This is a genomic window from Pectobacterium colocasium, assembly GCF_020181655.1.
Lineage (GTDB): Bacteria > Pseudomonadota > Gammaproteobacteria > Enterobacterales > Enterobacteriaceae > Pectobacterium > Pectobacterium colocasium.
In genome coordinates this window covers 2,643,016-2,666,982 of record NZ_CP084032.1, presented here as the reverse complement: position 1 = coordinate 2,666,982, position 23,967 = coordinate 2,643,016, and the positions used below count along the sequence as shown (strand labels likewise).

Genomic DNA, 23,967 nt, shown 5'->3' with positions numbered 1-23,967 from the left:
TGCTGGATAATGTGCCGAAGTTACCGATATTTAAAGAAAAAATGAGCTTTGCAACAATAATAAAAATTGCAATTAAGCTTTGCTTTTAATATAAACCTGCGAATCCCCCGCGATGTCTGAAAGGAACACCGCCATGCACAGCTCCGAGATTCGTTATTTCCTAGTGGTTGCCACCACCGGTTCGCTTAGCGCCGCCAGTCAGCACCTGTTTGTGGCCGTTTCTGCAATCAGTCGTCAAATCCAGCGGCTGGAGGAACGCATCGGCGTACCGCTGTTCGAGCGTCACGCGCGTGGCATGGTGTTAAACGATGCCGGACGCATTCTGGAAAACCATGTGCGCAAGAGCATGATGGACATGGATGCTGCCGTGGCGGAGATTCAGGGGCTGAAAGCCAGCCGTCGGGCACTGCTGCGCATCGGCTGCACGGAAGGGATGGCGTTTGATCTGCTGCCGACGCTGTTTGCGCGTTTCCGCCAGCATGACCCGGATACCACCTTTGCGCTAAAAGTGGACTCGGCGATGCAGGTGTCCCAGATGATCCGCAATGGCGAAGTGGATATCGCACTCCAGTTTGCGCTGGCGCCTGAACAGGGGGTAAATGTGGAACTGGCGCTGCCTGCACCGCTGATGCTGCTGATGTCTGACGATCATCCGCTGGCTCAGCAGTCTATTCAACTGGCGGATCTGCATCCTTTCCCGCTGGCGCTGCCGGAACCGTCGACCACGCTGCGCCAGCTGTTTGACCTCTCGTGCCGCATGAACGGTACTTTTCTGGAGCCGACGCTGTGCTGCAACAACTTCACCACGCTTTATTACTATGCGATGAGCACGCCGGGGGCGGTCACCGCCTGTAGCTTCTATTCCGTGATGTACAAGTGTTTGCAGGAACCGATGCGTCTGAAACCGCTGAACATCAGGCAGCTTGACCAGCGTTCGCTTCAGATTCAAACGCTGGCAGGGAAAGCCCATGCGCCCCAGCAGCAGGCTTTTCTGGATTTCATGATGGCGGAGCTGCGTCAGGGGGAAGCGTATTATCTGAGTCAGGTGGCGACGGATGCGGCTCATTGACGTCGCGCTGATTTTACGTCTTTTTCACCCTCACTCCATCTCAATAATGTCGCGTTTTTGCTCGTCTTCGAGCTGGCGTAGGACGCGATACACCTGCGCCACGGCCTGAAGCGTTTCGCGTGGAATGTAGTGGCCCTCCGGCGTAGTGCGATAGAGCGTGCGGGTCAGCCAAATGAAGCGAATCACCGGAATGTCGGCTTTTTTCGCCTGCGCGATGAGTTCCTGCGCCGCGCTATCTTCCCGCTTAAACAAAATGCGCGGTAGCGGCGTTTTGCCGGGACGATAGTAAAGCCCCACCGCATAGTGCGTTGGGTTAACCAACAGCATATCGGCGTCTTCGACTTTCGCTTTGGGGCGCGGCGCGGCGGGTTCGTTCATCAATTCGTGCGCCAGCGATTTGCGGTGGCCTTTCATGTGCGGATCGCCTTCGGAATCCTTGTGCTCGTTGCGTAAATCCTCATGGCTCATACGCTGCTGCTTGAGAAAGAAATATTTTTGCAGGCCAAAATCCAGTGCGGACAGCACCAGCAGTGCTGTTAGCGTGGTACGGGCAATGCGCGTCAATAGCGCTTTCACCCCTTGCCAGAAACCGTGTAGATCGCCATAGGCTAATTCAACCAGCGCTTCCAGCTCCGGCACCACCACTTTATAAAAGACTGTTCCAATCACCACCGCTTTCAGGATATTGGTCAGCATTTCCACCAGCTTACGCATCGAAAACATCTGCTTAAACTGGTTAATCGGATTCAGCCGATTGAGATCGAGCTTCAGCGCTTCGGGTGCAAACAGCGGGCCATACTGGATCCAACCGCCCACCACGCGCAGCAGTACGGCGATCGCGGCCGCCAGCAGACAGAGCGTGCCCGCCAGCACGGCGGCGTCATGAAAGACTTCTTTTGCTACCTGCGCAAACGGGGCATCCAGCCGTTGCAGCGGCAGTTGCACCAGCGCTTGCAGTTTCCCCATGGTGCTGTCTGCCAGCGCCAGTACGCATTCCAGCAGGCCGACGCAGATCAGCAGTTTGGGTACATCCTGACTTTGCCCGACTTCCCCTTTACGGCGCGCGTCTTCCAGCTTTTTCTCTGTGGGCTTTTCCGTTTTTTCGCTCATCGGTTCCGCCTGATTAGCTGTTTGATGCCGTAAAAAGCAGCGGGAGCAGGTGCTTAAGATCCGGCAACCCCTGAAGTTTGTGGTCGCCTAAATACTGTAATACCGGCAGGTAGACGATGAAAAATGCCATTCCAACCAGACACTTGGCCGGAATAGAGAGAACAAACACCTGAAGCTGTGGGCTATACAGGCTGAGTAGCGCAATGCTGAATTCCAACAGCAGTAGCAGCGCGACCGGCGGCCCGGCGTACACAACCAGATGAGTGAAGGTGTCGGCCAGCAGACTGAGATAAACCTCAAATCCTTTTTCACCCGGCGCGGGCAGCCAGGACAGCACCGGCCAGATCTGGTAACTGTCCCAAATCAACTGCGTTAGCCCCTTCAGGCCGATACCGATAATCAGTAGCAGAATCAGGGTCTGCTTCAGCAGATGGCCGAGCGGCGTAGCATCCGAACCCAGCGCGGGGTTGAGCTGGCCGCCCATGAGCGCGCCGCGCTGGTTATCGAACAGGGCACCGACGGATTCAAACAGCCAGAATGGCATCGCCAGAATCAGCGCGATAAGCAGCCCGACGATCAGCTCTTTCAGCAACAGGCCCGGCAGCATCGGCCAGGACAGCGGCGTCAGCAAAAGTTGCTGCTGTACGATGGGGGCAGGTAGCAGCGTCAGGGAAATCACCACGGCGTTGCGCATCATGCCTTTCAGCACGTTGAGAGAAAAAACCGGCACCAGAATAAAGCAGGGATACAGCCGGGCGATGCCGAGCGTAATAGCAATGATAAAGTCGTAAACGTGCTGAATGGTGGCGATCATGCGGATTTATACCCCGGTCTGCGCGATCATGTTGAACGCGGTAATGGCCAACTGCATCAGCTCTACGCCAATCCAGCGCCCGCAAATCGCCAGCGTCAGCCCGACGGAAATCAGTTTAACGGCGAAAGGCAGCGTCTGATCCTGCAACTGCATCACCGCCTGTAGCAGTGAAATCAGTACGCCGACGATCACCGCAACCAGCAGCGGCGGCGCGGAGAGCAGGACGACCATCACCATGGCCTGACGGAAAAGCGTGATTATTTCCATCGCGGCCTCACAGGTAGCTGTAGAACAGGCCGTCCAGCAGCCGCGTCCAGCCGTTGACCAGCACGAACAGCAGCAGCTTTAACGGTAGCGAGAGCGTCATCGGCGCGACCATTTGCATCCCCAGCGCCAGCAGCACATTCGAGACGATGAGGTCGATGACGATAAACGGGATGTAAATCAGGAAGCCGATTTTGAACCCAGCCTGTAGCTCCGACAGCACGAACGCCGGAATCACCAGCAGCAGATTTTGAGTATTCACCTTTTCGGATAGCGACGCTGGCCACATTTGCAGGCTGTTTTCATGCAGATGGGTGAGGATATCCGGATCAACGTTGCGTGACATAAAGGTTTGCAGCGGTTCCAGTCCGTAGGTCACGCTGGCCTGAAGCGACGTGATGTCGGTCATATCCAGCGGCTTTTCCTGCACGCGTTTGGTGATGTCCTGAAACACTGGCGCCATGACAAACAGCGTTGCCGCGAGCGCGATGCCATACAGCGCCATATTGGGCGGCACCTGTTGTACCCCGATGGCGTTGCGCGTAATCAGTAGCACAATCGCAATCTTCAGAAAGCAGGTACAGACAATCATCATCAGCGGAATCAGGGAGAGGGCGCCCAGAAAGAGCGCAAACATCAACGGGTCGAACGCGCCGGAGGTCATGGAGCCAACTCCGGTGCGGCGGCGTGCTCTTCATCTGCTATCGCGACATGCTGCGGGGGGGCGGAAAAACGCTCGGTAATCTGTAACCCCAGTCTTCCTTCTACATCGATCAGATCGCCGCTCGCCAGGGCGGTATCGCCGTGATACAGCCAGGCTTGCCCCGGCACCACGTCGCGCAGCGTTAACACGCTACCGCTGGCAAGCTGCTGCAATTCTGTCAGCGTCATCGTCAAGCTCCCGCAACGAAGGTGTAAGGTGACGGGCAGCGGCGGTAAATTACCCGTGACGGTGTCACTTGTTGATGTGAATTCAAACGCCGATGCATCGGAATGCGGATCGGCTAGCATCGTGTCGGTAGTGGACGAAGGCATTGAGACAGTCTCCATGTCGGTAACGGTAAAGGTGTAGGGGGCGTGCCCGGTGAGCTGTAGCGTCCCGTGCAGGTGCAGCGTGCCGGATGACAGCGTTCCCTCGCCGGAGGGGGTAAACCACGGGCGGTTGGGGAGAATAAGATCGCCCGTACGTAAACGAAGTAATGCGGATAGCGGCAGCACGGCATCAGCCAGCGTAAGAGGAACCTCGATCGCCATTCCTGCGGGCAGCTCACGGCGCTGGCGGTGCCAGTCAGCGCGGGAAAACAGCGCCAGCCAGACGGCGTCAGCGGCCTGCATCCGGCTACGCACGCTAATACCGTTCCAGCTCACGCTGAGCCAGGCGCAGAGTGCAACGCTGCTGCCATGTTGCTCTCCTGCATCACGTGGTTTCGTAGAACGATTCAGCGGGTTAATTTCCCCGACAAGCGCCCGCAGTACGGGATTGAGTGACTGGTTGTAGAGTGTCCAGTACCACTCCTGAGCCGCATCATCGTCTTCGGTGACGGGCAGCAGCGGGCAATCCGACAGCAGGCTGAGCACTGGGAACGGATCGGTCAGTGAGATATCACCGATGTCGCTACGCCAGTCGCTGGCCTGTGCGGTGGACGATGCTTCCGGCAGACTGCTTTCCGTGGCCAGTTGAAGGTGCAAGCGGCCGACCTGTCCCTCACGGGTAAACGGCAGCGCGAGTCCGGTGGCCAATGTCGATCGAATGCGCGCGTGTTGCGCGCGCAAGGTCGGCAGCGTTAGCCGCTTGATGTGCTGTAGATTCGGTTTCATCGCTCATACTCTCTAGCGTCAAAACGCAGGTTGATCGGGCAGTCCAGCGCGCTGGAGAGCGCATGGCGGCAGGCTTCGCGCCGATCTCTTAACTGGTGGTAACTTTCCCGACTGAAACGCAGGGAGATATCCCAGCCGCGCGGCACCATCGTGGCTAAACGCGCATCGATATCGCCCAGTTGCGGCAGTTGCAGGCTAAAAGCAAACGGCGGGGCGCAGATGTTGTCCATTGCTTCAATCAGCTCACATTGCAGTGGCTGCCACTGTGACGGTGTCACATATTGTGGGCTGTCTGGCGCTTCACTCTGCGGCGGCGGTGGGCCGTTGATGGGATGGCTTGGTGACAAGGAAATTGGCGCGTCCTGATAAAACGCCTCTTCAAAACCGTCTGAAAACGTGAAGGCCTCCCAGAAATCCATGTGTTGCGGGTCGTCTACGCGAGAGGATTTACCGTGCAGCACGGCCTGCGCGTTCTGCGTCGCCTTGGATTCGGATGACGCAATCTGTCGGTTATTCATACGTGCTCCTGAGGTAACGTAAGCAGATAGTCGAGTTTCTCCACCGCTTTCTGGCACTGGCGGGTGGCATCTCGGGCGTGATCAACCTGACGCTGTTGGTCGCGGTGCTGCTGCTGTGTGGCCTGCACCTGCTGCGTTTCTGTTGCGATCGCGCTGAGTAAGCGCTGTTCGGCGGCCAGGTGTTTTTTCAGGTTTTCCAGCGTGTGGCGTTGCCCCTGCGTTTCTGTGGCAAACTGGTCGCGCTGTGCCTGGCTGGCCTGCCGCAGCAGCTCGACCTGCTGTTCATGATGTTGTTGCTGTTGCGCAATTCGCCTTAATTGCTGTTCTTCCTGCCGTTGTTGACGTTCGCTGCGGCTTAAACGTTGGCGGCGTATCGGCATCAGCAGGTTCAGCACGGTCTGTAACTCGGCATCACGTTCGGTGTTATGGGGCATAGCGGCTGACTCCGGCGAGCTGTTGTTGAATCACGCCATAAGGCATCGGTTCACGCATCGACTGACGCAGAAACTGCGTGATTTCTGCATGGGCATTGACGGCGGAATCCGTTAGCACGTCATGACCGGGCTGATATTCGCCGAGGCGAATCAGCATCTCGACCTGCTTGTAGGCTGCCATTAGACGTCGCACACCGCCGGCATGGCGGGTGTGATCGGTATCCACGACGTTACTCATGGTGCGGCTTAGGCTCGCCAGCACGTCGATAGCCGGATAGTGCCCCTGTTCCGCCAGCCGCCGGGCGAGCACAATGTGCCCGTCAATCAGCGAACGTACTTCGTCGGCGACGGGGTCGTTCATGGAATCCTGCTCGATCAGAACGGAATAGAGCGCGGTGATGGCGCCGTCTTCCGTTTGTCCGGCGCGTTCAACCAGACGCGGCAGCAACGTATAGACCGACGGTGGCAGCCCGCCACGCCCCTGCGGTTCGCCGAGCGCCAGACCGATTTCGCGCTGGGCGCGGGCGAAACGCGTCAGGGAATCAATAATCAGCAGCACCTGACGACCTTCGGCTCGGTAAGCCTCGGCTATGGCGGTGGCGGTGAATGCCGCGCGGGCACGTTCCATGCTGCTGCGATCGGAGGTCGAACACACCAGCACAGTGCGGCTGCGCAGTTCGTCGTCCAGTTCGTGATCGAGAAACTCACGCAGTTCACGGCCACGTTCGCCAATCAGCCCGAAAACGATGGCGTCGCACGGCGTATTACGCGCCAGCTCGGCCAGCAACGTGGTTTTACCGCAGCCCGCACCGGCAAAAATGCCGACGCGTTGCCCCTGACCGATGGTAAGCAGGCCATCGACGGCGCGTAATCCGGTGGGGAGCGGTTGGCTGATACGCGGTCGGGACGTCGGAGGTGGAGCGTCGCCCAGCACCGGCTGCGTGCGTCCCGTGGCATGGCCCGGCTCGACAAATGCGCTCTCGCCGCCGTCTTCCAATGCCCGTCCAAAGCCGTCCAGCACGCTGCCCAGCAAACGATCCGACACCTGAATGCAGTGCGGCTGATACAACGGCGTCACGGCGGCACCCTGAGCGATGCCGTCCAGCGCTCCGAGCGCAGAGAGAAAGGTATTGTCCGGGCTAAACCCCACGACTTCAGCCATCATCTGGCTATCGTCCTGACGGGCCACCCAGCACAGATCGCCAATGCGCGCCTGTGGCAGGCTGCACTCCAGTAGGATGCCGCTGACGGCCATGACGCGGCCTTTTTTCTCCACGGGTGCATAGGCTGCCAGATGCTGGCGTTGCTGTGCGACCCACTGATCGAGCAGGGGAAAAGAAGAAGGTTGAGTCTGCATTACCAGTTCACCGTTATCTGTTGTCTGCCGCTGAATTCAATCTGGTGCTCATCAATTTTCACCAGACGCAGGTTGTCGATCTCATCGCCGATGAAAAAGCGCTGGCCGTCCGCCGTGACGACGTTGGCGCGGGATCCGCTGGTGACCTGAACGATCTGAAACGGCAGTTGCTCCGTTTTCAGTTGCGTCCGGTTATCCACGGACAGCGCGGTTCTATAACGTTGGTGGAGTTGGGCGAGCATCCGTTCCAGCTTTTTTTGATCGTCCGGCGTTAATTGTCCGGTAAGCGTGAGGCGATCCTGATACGCAGCCACTTTCACGGCCGCGCTCAGTTCCCGCTCTTGCAACATGATGCGCAGCGTGCTTTCCAGCTGTGGCAGGGTGCTGAGGGGTTTACGGGTATCCTGCGGCGGCGGAGCGGCAGGCATCGCGACACTCTCTTGCAACTGCCAACTGCCGACCATCACCAACAGCAGCGCGCCAAGCAGCAGATAGCTGGCTTTGGCCCACAGCGGCAGGCGTGGCAAGGAAGTGGGGATAGGTGATATAGGATGAACCGGCGAGGCATCAGCGGTTACGACGTCTTCCGTGGGAGGAACCCTCTCCTCCGGTACCGATGCTGGCTCGCTTTCATCAGGCCACGGGGTATCGGCTGCCACGATGCAGAGCCAAATCTGCCCCAGCGCAAACGGTGTGCCAGGCGGTAGCGCTTCAATGTGTTCGACAGTATGGCCTTCCGCATTACATACGGTGCCATCCTGTGCGTTGAGCGCCCAGCCGTCAGCGGTCTTCTCCAACTGGCTGTGATACGGCGCTATGCCGGGATCGTAAAGCACGAGATCGGCATCATCGGCGGCGCCGAGGCGCCAGGCGTTGCCACAGAGCGGCAGCGCCGCACCGCGATGTAAACCAGTCAACACGCGTAATTCAAACATGGTGTATTCCTATGCGCTAAAGGGGTCAGGGGAGTCGTAAAGATCAAGGCGTCCGATGACGTTGATCGACAGCGTGGATTCCAGTTCGGTGAAGGACAGCACCGGAACGTGGTGAAATTCGTCCTGTAGCAATGTGCGCAGCGGGCTGCGCAGATCCTGCGCCACCAGCACCAGACTGCGCTGCGAGGAGAACGGCGGAAATGCCTGCCGTAGCTGACTGAGCAGCGTTGAGGCGTAGTCCTGCGTCAGGGCGAAGAAGGTTTCATTCTGCGTCTGGCGCAGCGCATCGCGCAGTAGCTCCTCACTTTCCGGCGTTAGCAGCCAGACGGCCAGACTGTTTTCGTCGCTGTACTGGTGGCAGATTTGCGATTTGAGCGCCAGACGCACGTAGTCGGTCAGCGCCAGCGTATCCCGTTCGTGCTGGCCGACTTCAATCAACGCCTCGGCGATAGGGCGCACGGAACGAAGCGGCACGCGTTCGGAAGCCAGCCGTTGCAGCACGCTGGCAAAGCGGGAGAGCGGCATGATGCGCTGTAGCTCCTGCGCCAATTCCGGTTGTTCGCTCTCCAGCCAGGCCAGAATGGATTTGGTTTCCTGCAAGCCGATAAACTGCGAACCGGTACGATGAATGGCCTGTTCCATACGCGCCAGAATCAGTTCATCCGCCGTCCAGCGCGGCACATCGTCCGGCTGCTGTGCGACGTGTGCCAGCGGCAACCAAAGCCATTGGCTTTCATCCCGCAATGTGTGCCCCGGTGTGGCGAGTGTGTCATTGGCCTGTGCGACAGCACCGCTGGCAACGGCCATCTGGTCGGTAACCAACGTGGCTTTCACATAGGGAATTTCATAAACGCAAAACTGAAATTCATCTTCCGCCAACCGATCGCTGAATTCGATATCAAAGGACGGCAGGGTAAAGCCAAAGCGATAAACCAGCCTGTTACGCAGGCGACGGATATTTTGCACCAGCGCCGCCGCGGTCGGTTGCCCCTGCCAGACCGGATGAAACAGCAGCAAATAGGCGCGCGTGGGGTTGAAACGCCGCAGATCCTGATAGCCGTTCTGTTCGGCAGGCATGTTGTCCGCTTCCGACTGGCTGGCATCCAACTGCCCCTGTTGTTTGATGCGCCAAAGCTGAAATAAGCCGCTACCGAGCGACGCCAGACTGATGGCGATAAACACTAGCGTTGGCATCCCTGGCAGCAGCGCAAAGCCAAACATGCCGATGGAGGAGATGATCCACGCTTTGGGCTGGCTGGTGAGCTGCTCCGCAATTTCGCGGCCAATATTGGCATCCACTTTTTGTCCGTCGGCCGAGACGCGGGTGATGATCATTCCGGCGGTCAGCGATATCAGCAGAGCGGGGATCTGGGCGATCAGTCCGTCGCCGATGGTCAATACCGAATAGACGTGCATCGCATCGGAAGCCGCCATGTTGTGCTGCAAAACCCCGATGGCAAAACCGCCGATCATGTTGATGAACACGATAACCAGCGACGCAATGGCATCGCCTTTGACGAACTTCATCGCCCCGTCCATCGCCCCGAACAGCTGACTCTCTTTGGCCAGATTCTCGCGCCGCTGCCTAGCCTGGTGGGCTTCGATTAATCCCGCACGCAGATCGCTGTCGATGGACATCTGTTTACCGGGCATCGCATCCAGCGTGAAACGTGCCGCCACTTCGGCCACGCGCTCGGAGCCTTTGGTGATCACCAGAAAGTTCACCACTGTCAGAATCAGGAAGATCACCAGACCGACCGCCAGATTCCCGCCCACTACATAGTTACCGAAGGCTTCAACGATATGGCCACCATCCTGTTGGAGCAGGATTTGGCGCGTGGTGGAAATCGAGATCGCCAGTCGGAACATGGTGGTCAGCAGCAGCACCGCCGGAAACGTCGAGAAGGCCAGCGGCTTCGGCAGATACATCGCGAGCACGATCAGCAGGGAAGAGGCGCAAATATTGAGCGCGATGAGCACATCGATCAGGCCGGTAGGCAGCGGGATGATCATCATGAAGACGATAGACATCACGATGACCGCACCAACGACCTCGGAGCGCTGCATCGCGCTTAGCGCAATGCGGTTCAGCCAGGTAATCAGCAGATTCATGGCTGCTCCTTATCCGAGTCGCGCGCATCCTGTTTTTGCGGCGATGCGGCGTCACGCGGCGCCCGTTCGTTATGCTGAGAATTATTGGCCTGTTGCTTTTCGTATTGGGCGATATCGCCAATCATGCCGCGTATCAGTTGTAGCGCCGTTTGCCGGTTTTTACTGTCTCGCCACAGCGGATGCGGCAGGTCGCTGACGAGTGGCAGCAGGGCGCTGAAAAACATCGCCTGATGCTGTACCTGTGTTCCGGCGACTTCCCGACCGAGATTATGCAGATCGCGGGCATAGGCACCGTTGGCGCTCAGGCCAATCAGACGGCGAGTCAGCTCCACGGCACCGAGCGTAAAGGCAGGCACTTTATTCGCCAGTCGCGTGAGTAGTGTCTGGCTGGATGACAGCGTATGACTTAGATGGCGGGAATCGTTGAGGTTGCTCAGCATTTTGCTGAGCACGGCTTTCGAGATAGAGGGTGTCAGCGAGGCGATATCCGCCGCCAGCGCCCGCTGCAACGTGCGCAGCCCAATGGAAAACGTCGCGGCATCAAAGCGTTCCAAAAGAGAGTCCAGCAGCGCACTGGCCGACTGCTGATGCACAATCTTCTGGTAGTACAGCTCACGCATCGCCTGTTTTTGTTCCGGCTGGGTGCTGAACAGCGCAATGGCCGTCGCGGTATTCAGACCGGCTCGGACTTCTGGCCCTTTCTCTTGATGCAACTGCTGTAGCGCATGCTCTGCCGCCGTCGCGAGTTCTGACGGCTGGGCAGATTGCTGCTGAATATGGCGCAGCAGGATATCGCCGCGCGCCGGATCGTTGCCTGCGGCTTCCAGCACCGCTTCAAGAGACGGCGAACCTTTCTGCATCAGCAGATCGCGCATGCGGCTCAGTTGCTGATCGAGCGTACTTTGCGACGGGTTTTCCAGCATCCTGAACAGTTCCGTCAGTTTCTCAATCCGCTCGACATTCGCAGTGGCGCGCGCCTCCGGCTGCTGGGCGATGTGGCGTCGATTCAGCGATTTACTTCTCCGCTCAGCCTGTTCGCCAAACGCCATTGCTACTTCTTCCATTGAGGTAGATAACGGCGAACCGGGAGACGCATGGTGCGAACTGGTCTGTTGCACTGCCGCTTGCGGCGCGGGATCGTCATCCACGACGACAGGGCGCGGCAGGGCGTTGCTAGAGGGAAGGACGGTCGGCATTTTGATCATGGTGTCATCCTGAATAAGTCGGCTACGTGTCGTGGTATGAACGTGCAGCGGTATGAATGTATTGCTATGTGGAAACAGAAAAGAATGGGTTCCCCGGCATGAAGTCATCGGAGCACGCTGAATGTGATGGCGGATAGAATTTGATGGCGAATTGAATTAAATGCCGTTTTACTGATTGCAATAACTTGCAATTTCGTGCTGTTGGCGTTGGCAAAAAATGGCACGATAAAAGATAAGTTGAAAAATAACTGATTAAAAATCAGTGTGATAAAAACAATTCCGGGCTGGCACAGGGCTTGCTCTTCCGTTTTTGCCAATAGGGCACAACAACGGAGAGTCAGCAAATGGAAATGTCTACCCTGAAACACATCGAACCGACCCCTTCGCTTTACCCAGCGCTTGCTGTCGATTGGGAACAGGTGTTTCGCCAACACGGAAAGAAATTGCATAACTTCATCCGCAAACGCGTTAGCAACCATGACGACGTTGAGGATTTACAGCAAATGACCTATCTGGAAGTGCTCAAACATCAGGATAAGTTTGCGGGAGCATCGCGGCCGGAGACATGGGTGTTCGGCATTGCCCTCAATCTGGTGCGCAACTATTTCAAGCAGGCACGACAGCGCGCGCTGGAAATGGGGGATGAGGTGCTGGAACACATCGCAATAGATCTCGATCCCGGTGCTATCACCGAAAGTCAGCGGGCACTGAAACGTGCAATGGATGCCATCGTCTCACTGCCTGAGGATACCCGTCAGATGCTGATGCAATTGCTGGATACCGATGCCAGCTATCAGGATCTCGCGTTGCAGTTGGAGATCCCCATCGGTACGGTGCGGTCACGGCTGTCTCGTGCCCGAGGTGCGATCCGTCAGGCTGTTGAGTCCTGACGGCGTTTCACGGGACGAAAGGATGTGTCTGCACCCACCGTTTTTCACTGACTGATGTGGTAACCGCCTTGTCCAAGGTGGCGGTTGCCGTTCAGTGAGTGGGTCACACGTCGTGATATCAGGTCGCATTTATGCCATTGCAGGGTTTCCTGTCCATCTTCTGGAATGTTGAGACGCCGTATTGCGCTACCTGCACGGCGGGTGGCTGCACACGTGTCTTAATTCACAATAAGGAGATGGCAATGATGTTCACCCAACCTTTTCGTTCCGATGAAAAAACCAAGGCTCCCGAGTTGGAGCTGGTGGATTTTGCATTTGGCCGCATTAAGGACGCGATTTATATCGTCAATGAAGATCAGCGTTTTTGTTACGTCAATGAAGCGGCTAGTCAGACGCTTGGCTACAGCATTACGGAATTCATGCATCTGAGCGTGGTCGATATCGACCCGTTCTGGGTCGCCGAGCATCGCTCACCCGACTGGTTGCAGGCGTATGAGTCGGGTGTGGGTACCACGTTTGAAACCCAGCACCTTACTCGCTACGGCATGACTATTCCCGTCGAGGTTAATCTCACGCATTTTCAACATAGAGGACGTAGCTACAGCATGTGTGTCGTCAGAGATATCAGGGAACGTAAACATATCGAACAGTTGGCCTACGCGCGCGAGCAGGAGTTTCGCGCGCTGGTTGAGAACACGCCGGATTTGATTATCCGCTTTGATCCCAACCTGAATTGCCTGTACGCCAATCCCGCCAGTTTGAAACACCTGGACTTCACCGTAGAGCAACTTCTGGGCCGTATGATTACGGAGTTAATGCCCGGCGTGGGGTGTGCAATCCGTATGGAACAGCTGGTTCAGCAGGTGGTTGATACCCGCAGCAGCGCGGAAGGCGAGGTCATGGAGTCGCGGGGGAGAGGCGATCAACGTCATCAGAGTATTCATCACATTCGCTGCGTGCCGGAATTTGATCAGCATGGCGCACTGGTGTCGATTCTGACCGTAGGACGGGATATTACCGCCATTCGTTATGCAGAGAAAAAGCTGGTCGACTCTCATATGCAACTGCGTCTGCTGGCGCGCCAGCGTGAGATTTCACGCGAGGAAGAGCGCAAGCATATCGCGCAGGAAATTCACGATGAGCTGGGACAGCATCTGACCACGATCCGCATGAGCCTGTCGCTGATGCGCATGTGTTTTGCCAAAGAGAATCCCGATATGCAGACGCATTTGCAAAAGCTGATGCAGTTAGCCGACCAGACGATTCAGGTGGTGCGTAACGTGTCAACCCAGCTCAGGCCGAATGTCTTGAATATGGGGTTGACGCCCGCGCTGGAATGGCTGTGCGACGAATTTAACCGACACTACAGCGCAACCTGCTTGTTGCGCACGCAGGGGGAGCCGCTGGCGCTCAATGACGAAAGCACTACGGCAGCCTTTCGCGTCGTGCAGGAGTCATTGACTAACGTGGCGCGCTACGCCGCGGCTACACAGGTGCTCATCACACTGGATAACCAGCAGGACTGCGTGGTGCTGTGCATTAAGGACAACGGTAAAGGTTTTGATGCCCACGCCAAAAATAAAAACGCTTTCGGACTCATGAGCATGAAGGAGCGAGGGCGAATGCTGGGAGGCGAAGTCATCATTGAAAGTACGCCCGGGAAAGGCGCGCTGGTGCAGTTAACGTTTCCTAAAAATGGCGATACCCGTTAATGACGGTACAAGAACAACAAAAAGGAAGAAATGAGCGATGGGCAAATCAATACGTTTAATGATCGCAGACGATCACGTCATCATGCGTGAAGGGCTCAAGCAGATCTTTGCGCTGGATGAGTCGCTGAGCGTCGTTGCCGAAGCGGGAAACGGCGCGCAGGTGTTGGCGCAACTGCGCAGCGTGAAGCCCGATTTGCTGCTGCTGGATATGTCGATGCCCGGTATCAGCGGTGAAGCGTTGATTTCACGCGTGGTGGCGCAATATCCGCGTCTGCCGATTCTTGTACTCAGCATGTACAGTGAGGCGCAAATTGCGCAGCATGCGCTGAAGAGCGGGGCTAGAGGTTACATCACCAAAGACAAAGACCCGGAAGCGCTGCTGGCGGCGATTCGGCGCGTGGCGCAGGGCGCTCGCTATATCGACCACACGATTGCCGAGCAGCTGGTGTTTTCCAACTACACGGAGAGCGGGAGAGCCGAACACGATGTGCTGACGGCAAGAGAGCACCAAATCATGATTATGTTTGCGCAGGGGATGGGCATCAACGCCATTGCCAATGCGCTGGCCATCAGCAACAAAACGGTCAGCACCCACAAGGCGCGCCTGATGGAAAAAATGCAGTTCAGCACCAATGTGGAGATCGTTAAATATGTCGTTAGTAAGAAGCTTATTCCCTAGCGGCAGGCGTCCGCTGTGCGAAGCATAACAGATAAAAGGGATTCAACCGTCGGTGAATCCCTTTGCTGATGCTTACATTTTTCTAACGATATCTTTTCGTTTCCCTGCGTATTATACGAAAGCGTAATTAGCTGTTTTTACTTGTTTTGGCCATGTTTTTGTAGGCATTTCCCTACAACGTTATCTGGAATTCCTACCTGATGTTCAGCGATGCCTGATGGTTTCATTATTCAATGGCGGTAATGCTTGTCATCGTTCCATCTGAAATACCTTGGTGTGCGTTATGCGGAGAAATGCCACGGAGGTTTGGTGGGACACCCCATGTTATGGAAGGCAGTCAGTTAGCCCGTTTGGGCTCCAGGAGTAGTCAATGAATAATCATTACCGTCAGGACAGACAGCACGATTCTTCACTGGTGCATTCTTCACAAACGCATTCATCACCTGCGTATTCGTCATTCGAGAAGCCGTCATCAGCAGATCGTCGGGCACCATTAGGCCATCCCTCGTCTACGGCTGATGACATTCACTCATCGCTGTCGCCAATCATCAATGTTATTGCTCCGCTTAATGTCGACATCGTGCTTGAAGGTGAAACCGGCACGGGCAAAGACACGCTGGCGAATCGCATTCACCGACTGTCAAAATGTAGCGGCCCTCTGGTGGCGGTGAACTGCGCCGCCGTGCCGGAAAATTTGGCCGAAAGCGAACTGTTCGGCGTGGTCTCCGGTGCTTATACCGGCGCCAATCGTTCCCGTGCCGGGTACCTGGAAAGCGCAGATAAGGGAATTCTGTTTTTGGATGAGATCGACAGTATGCCCATGACGCTGCAAGCCAAGATGCTTCGCGTGCTGGAAAGTCGCGGCGTAAAGCGGTTGGGGAGCACCCAGTTCACGCCCGTTGATATGCGTGTGATTGTGGCGACGCAAACGCCGCTGCTGCAACTGGTGGAAAAAGGGCTGTTTCGTCGCGACCTTTATTTCCGTCTTGATACGGTAAAAATTCAACTGCCGACGTTGCGCTCCCGCAGCGATCTCATTCTGCCGCTATTTCAGCGTTTTAGTCAGGAAGCGGCGGTACGCCTGAAAATGACGCAGCCGCCGATGACGGCAGACATTTACGAACAGCTTCTGACCCACAGCTGGCCGGGTAATATCCGCGAGCTGAAAGCGGCGGCGGATCGCTGGGCGCTGGGGTTGTCGCCTTTGGCAGAAGTTCAGCCGCTGTTGCACCCGCGTCCTTTGCAACTGAAAGATCGGTTAAAGCGGATCGAAAAATTTCTGATTCAGGATGCGTTGCGCCGGCACGACCACTGCATTGACGATGTGATTGTGGAATTGGGGATCCCCAAGCGGACGCTTTATCACCGCCTGAAAGTGCTGAATGTGACGGCGCGAGAGAGGTGTGCTGGGGGCGGGGAAGCCTGTCAGGCATAAAGGCCAGGCGCCGAACGTTTATCTGTCGGGATACGGTGGGCAATGCTGGCAGACCTGCTTTTGACGGCAGGTCTGCGTTGAGGTTGCACCGGTTCTACTGGTACCGTTCTCGCTACACCATTTCTATCGGTGGGCATGGATAGCGGTGGATATCCGGTAGATCGTGCAGCGCCACCGCCTTACTGAAATACCATCCTTGAATAATCGCCGAAGGGCATTGTTGCAGGATGTAGGCGGCTTGCTCACGCGTTTCTACCCCTTCGATGATGACCGGGACATCCAGTTTTTTGATAAGGGTAAATAACAAATCCGCCATGGCGGCATTCACCGTGTCTGTGCCGATGGCGCCGGCGAAAGTCTTGTCGATCTTGATCATATCGAACGGTAAGTGGCTCAGGTAGTCGAGGTTGGAATAACCCGTGCCGAAATCATCAAGCGCGATCTTATAGCCGGAGCGTCGTAGTGCCTCAAGGCCGTCTGCCAGTGCTTGATGTGACGTACTTGACCGTTCGGTCAGTTCCAACATGATACGCGATTTATCGATCGCCAATTCGTCACACATCTGCTGGAGGAAGCGGTGATAATCGGGCGAAACAATGTCGGAGACAGACAGGTTAATGCTAAGCAGAAACGGGGTTTCCTGCGTGAGGTACGGCTGCATATCCCGCAGCGCCTGACGGGTAATAATGCGGGTAAGTTCGGCTAAGTAACCCATGTTTTCAGCGATGCTGATGAAAATTTCTGGCGAGACATTGTCACCACGCTCATTCTTCCAGCGCGCCAGCGCTTCTACGCCAATAATCGCGCGCTTTGGCAGGCTGACCAGCGGCTGGTAATGGACATGCAGTCGCTGATGTTTGATTGCGCGTTTTAGCTGCGATGGCAAAGCATGGTGCCGATCGTCATAGAGCTGGTAGGACAGGGTAAAACTGGCACCGATGAGCGCCCCGAGAGAAAACAGGGCGGCGATGATATACCAGGGACGATACAAGATACCCGCCGAATCCAACTGCGCCAGTACGCAGATATTCCGGTCTGGCGCACAGAAAAACGTCTGACGTTTTCCCATGGTCAGCCACGCGTTATGCGGCTGTGGTGTCTGCTTAAATGCGGAGAGGTCGATATGGCCAAAAGTCTGATAGACATGATCCAGATTACGCGTGAGTAGCACCGCGCTGTATTCGGCTGGCGGATGAATGAAGCGGCGAAATGCCGCGGCCGCAGTGATCGTGACCACACCGTGGAGGCTTGCCATATCGGCGGTAATTCGTGGGTCCACCACGTCTTTCATGGCGGTCCACAGTTGTACGCCCTCGGGTGTCGTCAGGTTTGGCGGCAGCAGATAAATCGGTGGGTTGAGGATCCCCCAGCCTGCGGAACAGATGAGATAGTTGTCTTTGATACGCCCGATATCGCGTAGATACACGGAATAAAAGGAGATCAGGCGTAACTCTTTCAGGTCGGCGCTGGAGCACGGCGCGTTGTTCAGCGTTAACACCCGGTTGATGGTCTCCCGGCCTTCATTCGCGACGGCGATGCCCTGATCGAGTACCTCCTGGCTATACTTCTGTAACTGTGTTTGTTCCAGTCGGGCTAAAATGCCTTGCCCAATAAACAGCGCCAGCACCGCGCTGGCAAACGAAAGCAAAACAAGTCTGAACCACAATCCGGTATGGGTAGTTAAGTTGGGCATAGCGACCATTTGGCTGCGCGACGGGAATAGTACGGCATAGGTTCAGGTATCGCATCCTTGCCAGTGACACAGCGTAAAACGCTCCTGCAAATCAGAAACAACATACTGCCTTTCGGTAAGGTAATAACGCTTTTTATTATTTTAAAAGAAAATCTACGATAACTAACGGCCGGAAACACAGATAAAACCGGGCTAGTTCTTCCTCTTGAATGACCATTGCTGAAAGAATTTCCTTTCTGTTGGAACTCACTGACCCGCTCTCCCACTTAATGAATGAACAAGATGACTGTATGTACAGCATGACAGTTCACCACCGTAAACATTCATTATATTTGGAGATATATCATGGCTTTAGGACTTTCTCAGATTGCATCTCAGGCGGCTTCTCAGACTCTGGATACCGCGATGGCCGGTTCTCTGACGCGTGCAGCAGGCGCTCAGGCACAGAAAATTGCGCTGGATACGGAAAACTCCATTCTGGATGGTCAGATGGATTCTGCGTCCAAATCACTGAACTCCGGGCAGAAAGCGGCGAAAGCTATCCAGTTCTGATTGTGAGCGAACGAGCCGGAGCCTTGCTCCGGCTTTATTTTATCCGTCCGCGATGGAATCCACACCATGAAAATTAATCATGCCACTACGCTGTCTCAGTCGGGGGATGCTCCGCTGGCGGACAACGGCTCGTCTTTTTCCTTCTCCGCCAATAATCAGGATGTGTCCTGGTTTAGTGCGGCGCTGTCGTCAGCACCGGTGACGGCAGAAAGCGGTAATAGCCAGTGGCTGGGCGCGCTGGCGGAAAAATCTCAGGGACTGAACGGCGTCTTTAAATCCGCCGAACGCGATGTCAGCCAGTCGATGCGCTCGAATAATCCCAAAGATGTACTGGATGCGACCCGAACGCTGTCATCGTTCTATCTGGAAAGCCTGCTGAGCGCCAAACTGGTGGCGAAAAGTGTGCAAAGTCTGGAAAAACTCACCAACTTACAGTAGCGGCCTATGAAAATCGATAAGCGAGTGTTTCTTCTGCTGATCGGGCTATTGGCTGGCTGCGGCGAGCCGATTGAGCTGAATCGCGGGTTGTCGGAGAACGATGCTAACGAAGCGATTTCGATGCTCGGTCGCTATCATATCGGTGCGGAGAAACGGGTAGACAAAACCGGCGTCACGCTGGTGATTGATGCAAAAAACATGGAACGTGCCGTCAATATCCTTAATGCGGCGGGTTTACCGAAGCAGTCGCGTACCAATCTGGGCGAGGTTTTTCAGAAAAGCGGCGTGATCTCGACGCCGTTGGAAGAGCGCGCCCGCTACATCTATGCCTTATCGCAGGAGGTCGAAGCGACGCTGGCACAGATTGACGGTGTGCTGGTCGCGCGGGTGCATGTGGTGCTGCCCGAGCGTATCGCCCCCGGCGAACCCGTGCAACCCGCCTCGGCGGCGGTGTTTATCAAATACCGCGCCGAACTGGAACCTGACGGGATGGAACCACGCATTCGCCGCATGGTGGCCAGCAGTATCCCCGGCCTGTCCGGTAAAGATGATAAAGAGCTGGCTATCGTCTTTGTTCCGGCCGAGCCGTATCAGGATACGATCCCCGTTGTCTCGCTGGGGCCATTTACGCTCACGCCGGATGAGATGCGGCGCTGGCAGTGGAGTGCCGGATTGTTCGGTCTGCTACTGGCCGGGCTATTAGGCTGGCGCGTTGGCACGCCTTACCTGCGGCAATGGCAGCAGAAAAAAGCGGGGGCATCGTCGTCACAATGACAACACAAGCACAAGGCTCAGGACGCGAATCAGGTGACGCCGCCGCGCTGACATGGCTGAACTGGTGGGTAAAGGATTGCCTGTTACAGGCCGATCCCAGTTGGTGGCGCGGGAAGGTGACGTTGCCTGAGGTACCGCAGCGGCGCGACTGGCTGTACGTGAATGCGGCGCAGCTTCATCGCCATTTTTCTTTGCCGCAGCGGCTGCCACCGGACCCGTTTTCTTCACTGATGCACGTTTCACTGATGCAGATAGGGGCGTTGGATACGGCGCAGCGGGAAACGGTATTGCGCCTGATGGCACGGGTGTGTCAGCCCATGCGTAACCTGGATCGCGCGGATGCGGAGGGCATATGGTGCGAGCGCTTGGCAAAGGCGCTGCGGCCGGGTTTATGGTTACCGGCTCCGATCATTTTTTCGGCGTCATCGCCGTCGATGTCACCTGCCGTTGGCTATCAGGATGCGTTGCTGCTGCTGCGTATCCGCTATGGTGAAGCGTGCTGGCCGCATCTGCGGCTGCTTTTTCCACGTGATGGGTACCGCGACGGCGAAAATCATGACCCTGTTCCGACGATGTCCGTGCCCGCAGCCAGACTCAATGCGCTGTGCGATGCGCTGATCTGGAAAGCGTCTGTACCAGCCTAGATTTCTCATACCGATCGCTTTTTATCCCCCTCCATTTCACTTAGCAAGGAAGGACGAAGCATGTTGATGACGAAGACGTTTGTGACATTACCCGGTGCCAGCCGTGATGAGACGGTGATTATCCCGGCGGAGCGGGTTGCGGCGCATCGGCATAGCCGAACACTCTGGGAAGAGGCCAATGCGCAGGCTGAGACGATCGTGGCACAGGCGCACGAACGCGCCAAAACGCTATGCACGCAGGCAGTAGAAGAGGCAGAGGCGGCGTTCTGGCAGCAGGCAAACACGTTACTTCAGGGCATTCGGCAAGACAGAACGCATCTGGAGAAGATCGTGATTACGCAAGCGGGGCAATTGCTGCGCGAGGCATTGGCGCAGTTGCTGGATAAAACGCCAGCACCGTCGCGCCATCATGCTTTGCTGCGGCAGTTACTCAAGCAACAGCAGGGGGAAAGCCGGGGAACGCTTTACTGCCATCCTACTCAGCTTGCCGATGTACAGAACTGGCTGGAGGCGCACGCGCATCTGGAATGGCGTCTCGCCAGCGATGAGGCGCTGGAGAGCGATGCAATGAAGCTGATAACGGCGCATGGCGTGATGTCGCTGAGCTGGCGGCAGGCGACAACGCAGCTCATCCCGCCTGAATATCCTGTTGCTATATGAAATGATCCCTGCCAATGGGAACTGCACACCGGGGTTAACCACTCACTATCAGGTCAATGACTCATTTTTAGGTCAACGACCAAACCTGTGTTGTGAGAAAACTACCTTATGAGGAGAGTGTGCGATGTCCCTTAATCCAATCCAGCGTCGTCTTGACGCACACCTGGTCGATTCGCAGAAACAACTGGATGATATTGCGCTGAATGTTGCCGAAGGCGGTGCCAGCCAGGCGGACAGCTACGCCTTTTTTGAAGCCAGTATGGATTATTCCAATGCCAGTTGGGCGGTCGGGCAACTGTTGAGCGTGAAACACGGCTTGGCAAAGGCCATCATCAATGACTTCAACTGAGTTGGCCGCGATGCTGGAGCGTTGGCTAAACGGCGGGACGTCGACGCTCAAGCTGGAGATCGACGGCGGCGCGGTGGCGATGGTGCGGCAGTCATCGGGTGTGGCGTGCCGCGCGGCCATTCCGCTGCGTGCGTTGCCGGATGAGCCGATGCTGGCGCGCGCATTGCAACTGGCCGATGCCGCTCACGCTCAGTTTCAGGATGACACCGCCATCCTGTCGCTCTCACCGCAGGACGAACAGTTCTGGCTATGGATGCGACCCGATGCTGACGACGTCATGCAGCTCTGCCGCAGCCTGGAAACCTTACTGAATCAACGGGACGTTTGGCTGAGTTTGCTCACGCCACGTGCGAAGGTGCCCGTTTCCGCTCCACTGAATTTGAACACGCTGGCTTTTTTGCAAGGAGAACGACATGCGTAAGGGACTGAAGCGTCATCGATCGTATCGCATTTTGCTGGTGGCCTATCGCTGGTTTTGCTGGGCGGTGGTGCTGATCGGGATTATCCCGGTGAACGGGATGATCTCGCTGGCGCACGCGGCCACACCAGCCGACTGGAATAAGGGGGCGTATGCGTATTCTGCCGAACAAACGCCGCTGTCTGCGATTCTGACGGATTTTGCCAACAGCCACGGTGTGGATTTGGTGTTGGGCAATATCGCTGACAATGAGGTGACGGCGAAAATTCGGGCGGAAACTCCCGCGCTGTTTCTCGACAGACTGGCGTTGGAGCACCGCTTTCAGTGGTTTGTCTATAACAACGCCCTGTATGTCAGCCCGCAGGATGAGCAGGCATCAGTGCGTCTGGAGATTTCTCCGGATGCTGCGCCCGATATCAAACAGGCGCTCAGCGGTATCGGGCTGCTCGATGGGCGTTTCGGCTGGGGGGAATTGCCTGAAGAAGGTGTGGTGCTGGTCACCGGCCCGCAGGCGTATATCGATCTGATCCGTAATTTCAGCCAGCAGCGCGAAAAGCAGGACGAACGACGCAAAGTGATGATTTTTCCGCTGCGCTATGCCTCGGTATCCGACCGGACGCTGCAATATCGCGATCAGAAGGTCACCATTCCCGGCGTCGCGACCATTCTCAATGAACTGATGGATGGTCAACGTGCGGCACCGGCGGGTGCCTCGGGGCCGATGCCTGTGCAGCCGGATACGGGCATGGAAGCGATGCGGGACAGTACGCGTTCGCTGATGACCCGGCTGGCCACCCGTAATAACCCTGGGCGCAGTGGTGAAGCGTCGGCGCGAGTGACACTAAGCGGCAAGATTTCCGCCGATGTGCGCAATAACGCGCTGTTGATTCGGGATGATGAAAAACGTCGTGCGGAGTATCAGCAGCTCGTCGAGCACATCGACGTACCGCAGAATCTGGTCAACATTGACGCCATTATTCTCGATGTGGATCGAACCGCCCTGTCGCGGCTGGAAGCGAACTGGCAGGCGCAGCTCGGCAATGTGAGCGCGGGCAGCACCATGATGATGGGGCGGAGCACCCTGTTTGTCAGTGATTTCAATCGCTTCTTCGCTGATATTCAGGCGCTGGAGGGGGAGGGAACGGCCTCGATTGTCGCCAACCCTTCCGTGCTGACGCTGGAAAATCAGCCCGCGATTGTCGATTTCAGCCGGACGGCGTTCATCACCGCGACGGGGGAACGTGTCGCGGACATTCAGCCGGTGACTGCTGGCACCAGCCTACAAGTGACGCCGCGCGTGGTGGGCGAAGGAACACAGCGTAGCATCCAATTGGTTATCGATATCGAAGATGGTCAGGTAGAGACGGGACGCGAAGGAGAAGCGTCGGGCGTGAAACGAGGCACCGTCAGCACACAGGCGCTGATTGGTGAGAATCGTGCGCTGGTGTTGGGTGGTTTCCACGTTGAGGAGAGCGGTGACCGCGATCGTCGCATTCCGATCCTCGGGGATATCCCGTTGTTGGGGAAACTGTTTACCTCGACGCGCCATGAAGTTTCCCGTCGTGAACGTCTGTTTATCCTGACGCCGCATCTTGTCGGCGACCAAACCGATCCCACACGCTACGTTTCCTCCGCCAATCGGCAGCAGTTAAACGGCGCAATGAACCGCGTCGCGCAGCGTAACGGTAAAACGGATCTCTATAGCCTGATTGAAGGCGCATTTCGCGATCTCGCCAGCCGTCAACTTCCCGCCGGATTTCAGATCGGCAACAACGGCGCGCGATTGAGTGAGGTGTGTCGCTCGCAGTCGGGTCTGATCTACGACAGTTCGCGCTATCAGTGGTACGACAACGGCCAGGTGCGGCTGACCGTCGGCGTCGTGCGCAATGGCGGAACACAGCCACAGCGTTTTGATGAAGCTGCTTGTGCCAGTAGCCGTACGCTGGCGGTCGCCGTGTGGCCAAAAACGACGCTGGCACCGGGGGAATCCAGCGAAGTGTTTCTGGCGTTGCAGCCTGCGCTTGTTTCTCAATCCGCCCGACGCCCTGTGCTGACATCCCGATAGCGGCCTCCACATTAACCAAGGA

At 56.6% G+C, this 23,967-nt stretch carries 25 protein-coding genes; 13 read left to right on the top strand and 12 right to left on the bottom strand.

Annotated elements, in window-relative coordinates; translation table 11 throughout:
* Positions 1 to 133 precede the first annotated feature (133 nt).
* Positions 134 to 1,069, top strand: a complete 936-nt coding sequence (locus LCF41_RS11980) for a LysR family transcriptional regulator (protein WP_225084804.1) — start codon at positions 134 to 136, stop codon at positions 1,067 to 1,069.
* Between the two features lie 30 nt (positions 1,070 to 1,099).
* On the opposite strand, the gene sctU is transcribed toward LCF41_RS11980, so the two are convergent.
* The 11 genes from sctU to sctW are packed head-to-tail and all read right to left on the bottom strand — an operon-like array spanning position 1,100 to position 11,636.
* On the bottom strand, positions 1,100 to 2,179 hold the full coding sequence (gene sctU, locus LCF41_RS11975; RefSeq protein ID WP_225084803.1) for a type III secretion system export apparatus subunit SctU: 1,080 nt from the start codon (positions 2,177 to 2,179) through the stop codon (positions 1,100 to 1,102).
* Positions 2,180 to 2,192: 13 nt separating this feature from the next.
* On the bottom strand, positions 2,193 to 2,993 hold the full coding sequence (sctT, locus tag LCF41_RS11970) for a type III secretion system export apparatus subunit SctT (RefSeq protein WP_225084802.1): 801 nt from the start codon (positions 2,991 to 2,993) through the stop codon (positions 2,193 to 2,195).
* A gap of 6 nt (positions 2,994 to 2,999) precedes the next feature.
* Complete coding sequence (gene sctS / locus LCF41_RS11965) at positions 3,000 to 3,260, bottom strand: type III secretion system export apparatus subunit SctS (protein WP_180740882.1); 261 nt, start codon at positions 3,258 to 3,260, stop codon at positions 3,000 to 3,002.
* 7 nt (positions 3,261 to 3,267) lie between these two features.
* Positions 3,268 to 3,921 carry a type III secretion system export apparatus subunit SctR gene (gene sctR / locus LCF41_RS11960; protein WP_039494872.1) on the bottom strand — a complete coding sequence of 218 codons (654 nt, stop codon included), beginning with the start codon at positions 3,919 to 3,921 and terminating at the stop codon, positions 3,268 to 3,270.
* Positions 3,918 to 5,075, bottom strand: a complete 1,158-nt coding sequence (gene sctQ / locus LCF41_RS11955) for a type III secretion system cytoplasmic ring protein SctQ (protein WP_250160535.1) — start codon at positions 5,073 to 5,075, stop codon at positions 3,918 to 3,920. The genes sctR and sctQ overlap by 4 nt, the downstream gene beginning before the upstream one ends.
* A complete protein-coding gene (locus LCF41_RS11945; RefSeq protein WP_225084801.1) occupies positions 5,072 to 5,593 on the bottom strand; it encodes a type III secretion system HrpP C-terminal domain-containing protein in 522 nt (173 codons plus the stop codon). Before LCF41_RS11945 ends, sctQ begins: the two co-directional genes overlap by 4 nt.
* Complete coding sequence (locus tag LCF41_RS11940; protein WP_225084800.1) at positions 5,590 to 6,027, bottom strand: type III secretion protein; 438 nt, start codon at positions 6,025 to 6,027, stop codon at positions 5,590 to 5,592. The genes LCF41_RS11945 and LCF41_RS11940 overlap by 4 nt, the downstream gene beginning before the upstream one ends.
* Complete coding sequence (gene sctN / locus LCF41_RS11935) at positions 6,017 to 7,384, bottom strand: type III secretion system ATPase SctN (protein WP_225084799.1); 1,368 nt, start codon at positions 7,382 to 7,384, stop codon at positions 6,017 to 6,019. The genes LCF41_RS11940 and sctN overlap by 11 nt, the downstream gene beginning before the upstream one ends.
* A complete protein-coding gene (locus LCF41_RS11930) occupies positions 7,384 to 8,319 on the bottom strand; it encodes an FHA domain-containing protein (RefSeq protein ID WP_225084798.1) in 936 nt (311 codons plus the stop codon). The genes sctN and LCF41_RS11930 overlap by 1 nt, the downstream gene beginning before the upstream one ends.
* Before the next feature lie 9 nt (positions 8,320 to 8,328).
* The gene (sctV, locus tag LCF41_RS11925) at positions 8,329 to 10,431 is read right to left on the bottom strand and encodes a type III secretion system export apparatus subunit SctV (protein WP_225084797.1); all 2,103 of its coding nucleotides are present in this window, start codon (positions 10,429 to 10,431) and stop codon (positions 8,329 to 8,331) included.
* Complete coding sequence (gene sctW / locus LCF41_RS11920) at positions 10,428 to 11,636, bottom strand: type III secretion system gatekeeper subunit SctW (RefSeq protein ID WP_225084796.1); 1,209 nt, start codon at positions 11,634 to 11,636, stop codon at positions 10,428 to 10,430. Before sctW ends, sctV begins: the two co-directional genes overlap by 4 nt.
* A 344-nt stretch (positions 11,637 to 11,980) precedes the next feature.
* On the opposite strand from sctW, the gene LCF41_RS11915 reads away from it, so the two are divergent.
* From LCF41_RS11915 to LCF41_RS11900, 4 genes are all read left to right on the top strand, one after another.
* Positions 11,981 to 12,526: an RNA polymerase sigma factor gene (locus tag LCF41_RS11915; protein ID WP_225084795.1), complete on the top strand. Its 546-nt coding sequence runs from the start codon at positions 11,981 to 11,983 to the stop codon at positions 12,524 to 12,526.
* A gap of 242 nt (positions 12,527 to 12,768) precedes the next feature.
* Positions 12,769 to 14,238, top strand: coding sequence for a PAS domain-containing sensor histidine kinase (locus tag LCF41_RS11910; protein ID WP_225084794.1), 1,470 nt, complete (start codon positions 12,769 to 12,771; stop codon positions 14,236 to 14,238).
* Between the two features lie 37 nt (positions 14,239 to 14,275).
* Positions 14,276 to 14,917 (top strand): response regulator transcription factor, encoded by a 642-nt coding sequence (locus LCF41_RS11905; RefSeq protein ID WP_225084793.1) that lies wholly within the window; start codon positions 14,276 to 14,278, stop codon positions 14,915 to 14,917.
* Between the two features lie 370 nt (positions 14,918 to 15,287).
* A complete protein-coding gene (locus tag LCF41_RS11900) occupies positions 15,288 to 16,352 on the top strand; it encodes a sigma 54-interacting transcriptional regulator (protein WP_225084792.1) in 1,065 nt (354 codons plus the stop codon).
* Between the two features lie 112 nt (positions 16,353 to 16,464).
* On the opposite strand, the gene LCF41_RS11895 is transcribed toward LCF41_RS11900, so the two are convergent.
* On the bottom strand, positions 16,465 to 18,045 hold the full coding sequence (locus LCF41_RS11895) for an EAL domain-containing protein (RefSeq protein WP_225084791.1): 1,581 nt from the start codon (positions 18,043 to 18,045) through the stop codon (positions 16,465 to 16,467).
* Positions 18,046 to 18,390: 345 nt separating this feature from the next.
* Here LCF41_RS11895 and LCF41_RS11890 point away from each other — a divergent pair, with 345 nt between their 5' ends.
* From LCF41_RS11890 to sctC, 8 genes are all read left to right on the top strand, one after another.
* The gene (locus LCF41_RS11890) at positions 18,391 to 18,597 is read left to right on the top strand and encodes a type III secretion system major pilin HrpA (RefSeq protein WP_225084790.1); all 207 of its coding nucleotides are present in this window, start codon (positions 18,391 to 18,393) and stop codon (positions 18,595 to 18,597) included.
* Between the two features lie 66 nt (positions 18,598 to 18,663).
* On the top strand, positions 18,664 to 19,035 hold the full coding sequence (locus LCF41_RS11885) for an EscI/YscI/HrpB family type III secretion system inner rod protein (RefSeq protein ID WP_225084789.1): 372 nt from the start codon (positions 18,664 to 18,666) through the stop codon (positions 19,033 to 19,035).
* Between the two features lie 6 nt (positions 19,036 to 19,041).
* Positions 19,042 to 19,809 (top strand): type III secretion system inner membrane ring lipoprotein SctJ, encoded by a 768-nt coding sequence (sctJ, locus tag LCF41_RS11880; protein ID WP_225084788.1) that lies wholly within the window; start codon positions 19,042 to 19,044, stop codon positions 19,807 to 19,809.
* Positions 19,806 to 20,453: a type III secretion protein gene (locus LCF41_RS11875; RefSeq protein ID WP_225084787.1), complete on the top strand. Its 648-nt coding sequence runs from the start codon at positions 19,806 to 19,808 to the stop codon at positions 20,451 to 20,453. The genes sctJ and LCF41_RS11875 overlap by 4 nt, the downstream gene beginning before the upstream one ends.
* Before the next feature lie 60 nt (positions 20,454 to 20,513).
* Positions 20,514 to 21,113 carry a type III secretion system stator protein SctL gene (gene sctL / locus LCF41_RS11870; RefSeq protein WP_225084786.1) on the top strand — a complete coding sequence of 200 codons (600 nt, stop codon included), beginning with the start codon at positions 20,514 to 20,516 and terminating at the stop codon, positions 21,111 to 21,113.
* 124 nt (positions 21,114 to 21,237) lie between these two features.
* Positions 21,238 to 21,462, top strand: a complete 225-nt coding sequence (locus LCF41_RS11865) for a type III secretion protein HrpF (RefSeq protein ID WP_015840423.1) — start codon at positions 21,238 to 21,240, stop codon at positions 21,460 to 21,462.
* Positions 21,449 to 21,883 (top strand): type III secretion system chaperone, encoded by a 435-nt coding sequence (locus LCF41_RS11860; protein ID WP_225084785.1) that lies wholly within the window; start codon positions 21,449 to 21,451, stop codon positions 21,881 to 21,883. The genes LCF41_RS11865 and LCF41_RS11860 overlap by 14 nt, the downstream gene beginning before the upstream one ends.
* Positions 21,876 to 23,945: a type III secretion system outer membrane ring subunit SctC gene (gene sctC / locus LCF41_RS11855; protein WP_225084784.1), complete on the top strand. Its 2,070-nt coding sequence runs from the start codon at positions 21,876 to 21,878 to the stop codon at positions 23,943 to 23,945. The genes LCF41_RS11860 and sctC overlap by 8 nt, the downstream gene beginning before the upstream one ends.
* Positions 23,946 to 23,967: the final 22 nt, after the last annotated feature.

Bases quoted from the DNA above. Each gene is read 5' to 3' on its own strand.
- LCF41_RS11980 (WP_225084804.1), top strand. From the start codon at position 134: ATGCACAGCTCCGAGATTCGTTATTTCCTAGTGGTTGCCACCACCGGT.
- sctU (WP_225084803.1), bottom strand. From the start codon at position 2,179: ATGAGCGAAAAAACGGAAAAGCCCACAGAGAAAAAGCTGGAAGACGCG.
- sctT (WP_225084802.1), bottom strand. From the start codon at position 2,993: ATGATCGCCACCATTCAGCACGTTTACGACTTTATCATTGCTATTACG.
- sctS (WP_180740882.1), bottom strand. From the start codon at position 3,260: ATGGAAATAATCACGCTTTTCCGTCAGGCCATGGTGATGGTCGTCCTG.
- sctR (WP_039494872.1), bottom strand. From the start codon at position 3,921: ATGACCTCCGGCGCGTTCGACCCGTTGATGTTTGCGCTCTTTCTGGGC.
- sctQ (WP_250160535.1), bottom strand. From the start codon at position 5,075: ATGAAACCGAATCTACAGCACATCAAGCGGCTAACGCTGCCGACCTTG.
- LCF41_RS11945 (WP_225084801.1), bottom strand. From the start codon at position 5,593: ATGAATAACCGACAGATTGCGTCATCCGAATCCAAGGCGACGCAGAAC.
- LCF41_RS11940 (WP_225084800.1), bottom strand. From the start codon at position 6,027: ATGCCCCATAACACCGAACGTGATGCCGAGTTACAGACCGTGCTGAAC.
- sctN (WP_225084799.1), bottom strand. From the start codon at position 7,384: ATGCAGACTCAACCTTCTTCTTTTCCCCTGCTCGATCAGTGGGTCGCA.
- LCF41_RS11930 (WP_225084798.1), bottom strand. From the start codon at position 8,319: ATGTTTGAATTACGCGTGTTGACTGGTTTACATCGCGGTGCGGCGCTG.
- sctV (WP_225084797.1), bottom strand. From the start codon at position 10,431: ATGAATCTGCTGATTACCTGGCTGAACCGCATTGCGCTAAGCGCGATG.
- sctW (WP_225084796.1), bottom strand. From the start codon at position 11,636: ATGATCAAAATGCCGACCGTCCTTCCCTCTAGCAACGCCCTGCCGCGC.
- LCF41_RS11915 (WP_225084795.1), top strand. From the start codon at position 11,981: ATGGAAATGTCTACCCTGAAACACATCGAACCGACCCCTTCGCTTTAC.
- LCF41_RS11910 (WP_225084794.1), top strand. From the start codon at position 12,769: ATGATGTTCACCCAACCTTTTCGTTCCGATGAAAAAACCAAGGCTCCC.
- LCF41_RS11905 (WP_225084793.1), top strand. From the start codon at position 14,276: ATGGGCAAATCAATACGTTTAATGATCGCAGACGATCACGTCATCATG.
- LCF41_RS11900 (WP_225084792.1), top strand. From the start codon at position 15,288: ATGAATAATCATTACCGTCAGGACAGACAGCACGATTCTTCACTGGTG.
- LCF41_RS11895 (WP_225084791.1), bottom strand. From the start codon at position 18,045: ATGCCCAACTTAACTACCCATACCGGATTGTGGTTCAGACTTGTTTTG.
- LCF41_RS11890 (WP_225084790.1), top strand. From the start codon at position 18,391: ATGGCTTTAGGACTTTCTCAGATTGCATCTCAGGCGGCTTCTCAGACT.
- LCF41_RS11885 (WP_225084789.1), top strand. From the start codon at position 18,664: ATGAAAATTAATCATGCCACTACGCTGTCTCAGTCGGGGGATGCTCCG.
- sctJ (WP_225084788.1), top strand. From the start codon at position 19,042: ATGAAAATCGATAAGCGAGTGTTTCTTCTGCTGATCGGGCTATTGGCT.
- LCF41_RS11875 (WP_225084787.1), top strand. From the start codon at position 19,806: ATGACAACACAAGCACAAGGCTCAGGACGCGAATCAGGTGACGCCGCC.
- sctL (WP_225084786.1), top strand. From the start codon at position 20,514: ATGTTGATGACGAAGACGTTTGTGACATTACCCGGTGCCAGCCGTGAT.
- LCF41_RS11865 (WP_015840423.1), top strand. From the start codon at position 21,238: ATGTCCCTTAATCCAATCCAGCGTCGTCTTGACGCACACCTGGTCGAT.
- LCF41_RS11860 (WP_225084785.1), top strand. From the start codon at position 21,449: ATGACTTCAACTGAGTTGGCCGCGATGCTGGAGCGTTGGCTAAACGGC.
- sctC (WP_225084784.1), top strand. From the start codon at position 21,876: ATGCGTAAGGGACTGAAGCGTCATCGATCGTATCGCATTTTGCTGGTG.